Genomic DNA, 2,385 nt, shown 5'->3' with positions numbered 1-2,385 from the left:
GAGGCCGGACTGCACCTGTGTGGTGCGATGCTCTGGCTCCGCAGCATCGCACCACACTCGTGATCCGAACTCCAGACAGGACCTAGTGAGTGATCGCGGCGAGATCCTGGACATATCGACGGACGACCTGCGCTCGTCCGCGCCGACCTTCGCCAAGGAAAGCGATCAGCTGCGGGATGCCGCTGCCGCGCTCAAGTCGACTCTGGACGGGCTGGCCTCGCCGTGGGGCGATGACAAGCAGGGCAAGGAGTTCGAGGCAGCCTACGATCCGAACCGCACGAAGATCGAGCACGCCGTCGGCATCCTGGTACAAGGCCTCGCCAGCGTCCATACCGGCATGGCGGACATGGCCGACAACCACGTGGACAACGAGGACCTGGTCAAGTCGATGTTCGACCAGGGGACCGTCGAGGCCCAGGGCCGGGAGTGAGCACAGCGGACAAGGCCCGCCAGGTTGTCCAGGACCTGACGGGCATGTGGTGGCCTGCCGGCGACGAGGGTGACCTGCGAACAGCGGCCCGTGCCTGGCGTACCTTCGCTGACGCCGTCGACGACGTCACGGGAGTTACGAACAACGCGGCCCGGTCGCTGATCGAGAACAACCGCGGGCAGTCGATCGATGCCTTCGATGAGTTCTGGTCTCGTTATCACCGCGGCGGGCGTGGCTGGTTGAAGGACCTGGCCAACAGCTCGCGTTCCATGGCCGACTCGTTGGACACGTACGCGGACGCCGTCGCCGGGGCGAAGAAGAAGCTGGAGCACGAGCTTGAGATCGTCGGTGCCACCCTGGTGGCGGGCACCGCGCTGGCGTTCTTCACCGCGGGAATCTCCGAGGGTGTGGCGGCCGGCGCAGTTGCGGGAATCGTGGAACTGGCGGGCACGCTGGGCGTATCGGTGTCCACGGAGGTCGCCACGATCGCGGGGACGACTCTGGCCACGACCGCCATGGGTGGCGTCGAGTCCGTCACCGTGGACCTTGCCGTGGCCCAGCCGGTCTCCATCGCGACCGGCGAGGCCAAGGGTTTCAACCTGGACGAGGCCGTGCAGGCCGGGACCATCGGGGCTCTCACGGGCGGGGCGCTGGGCGGCGCGGGCGCCACGGCCCGTGCCGCGGCCGACGTGGACGGCCTGCGGAACCTGCGGCTGGCCGGATTGAACGGGCTGGAGCTTCCGTCCGCAGGGAGGATCCGTCCTCCGGAGGGTGAACTGCCTGCCGGGGGACGGCCCACCGAGGCCATCGAGTGTGTCGGTGACCCGGTCGACGTGGTCACCGGTGCCATGGTGCTGCCGCAGGCGGACTTCACGCTGCCGGGGCAGTTGCCGCTGGCTTTCGAGAGGGCGCACCTGTCGTCGTACCGGGCAGGCGAGTGGTTCGGTCCGTCCTGGGCCTCCACCCTGGACAAGCGGCTGCAACTCGACGAGCAGGGCGTGGTCTTCGCCGCCGCCGACGGCATGCGGTTGGTCTATCCGGTGCCGCCCGCGGACGGCAGCCCGGTGCTGCCCCGCTTCGGCCCGCGCTGGCCGCTTGCGTGGGACGGCCGCCTCGGCGGTGTCATGTCGGTCACCGACCCAGCGACCGGGGTCGTACGCGGCTTCAGTCACCCGGAGACCACCAGGGTGCGCCACGTCCTGGACCTGCCGCTGGAGTCCGTAGAGGACCGGCACGGGCACCGCATCGAGTTCGACCGCACACCCGAGGGCGTTCCGCTGGCGATCCACCACTCCGGTGGCTACCACGTCACCGTCGAGACCACCGGCCAGCGGGTTACCGCCCTGCGTCTCGGTGACGACACGCTGGTGAGCTACGGCTACGACGCCGACGGCAACCTGGCAGAGGTCGTGAACTCCTCCGGCCTGCCCATGCGGTTCACCTACGACAAGGATGGCCGGATCACCTCCTGGACGGACCGCAACGAAACCTCCTACCAGTACGCCTACGACGACCGAGGCCGTGTGGTCGCCGGAAGAGGCAGTGGCGGCTTCCTGTCCGTCCAGTTGGAGTACGACGAGGACGCCCGCACGAGCACGGCGATCGACTCCCAGGGCAACCGCCGCGTCTACCGGTACGACGCCCACTGCAAAGTCGTCGCCGAAACCGACCCGCTCGGCAACACCACCCACACCGAATGGGACGCACGCGGCGAACGCCGGCTCGCGGTGACCGACCCCCTGGGCCGCACCACCCGCCACACCTACGACGAGCGCGGCAACCTCACCGCCGCGGCCCTCGCCGACGGCAGCACCACGCACATCGGTTACAACGAACTGGACCTGCCGGCGCAGATCGAGGAACCGGGCGGAACCTGTCAAGTCAAATGAGACAGTTTGAGGCTATGGGTTCTGTTTCTGGGGTTCTGTCTCGGGCCGGGGTTCGTTGATCCACAC

The 2,385-nt window shown here is 68.4% G+C and carries 2 protein-coding genes; both read left to right on the top strand.

Annotated features, from left to right (window positions below):
- Nucleotides 1-85 precede the first annotated feature (85 nt).
- Nucleotides 86-430, top strand: a complete 345-nt coding sequence (locus H8R17_RS45190; RefSeq protein WP_187828951.1) for a hypothetical protein — start codon at nt 86-88, stop codon at nt 428-430.
- On the top strand, nt 427-2,319 hold the full coding sequence (locus H8R17_RS45185) for a DUF6531 domain-containing protein (RefSeq protein WP_187828950.1): 1,893 nt from the start codon (nt 427-429) through the stop codon (nt 2,317-2,319). Before H8R17_RS45190 ends, H8R17_RS45185 begins: the two co-directional genes overlap by 4 nt.
- Nucleotides 2,320-2,385: the final 66 nt, after the last annotated feature.

The sequence above is a fragment of the Streptomyces sp. TRM68367 genome (genome assembly GCF_014495685.1).
GTDB lineage: Bacteria > Actinomycetota > Actinomycetes > Streptomycetales > Streptomycetaceae > Streptomyces.
Note: the sequence above shows the minus strand (reverse complement) of the source record. Positions and strands in the feature narration are given on the sequence as shown.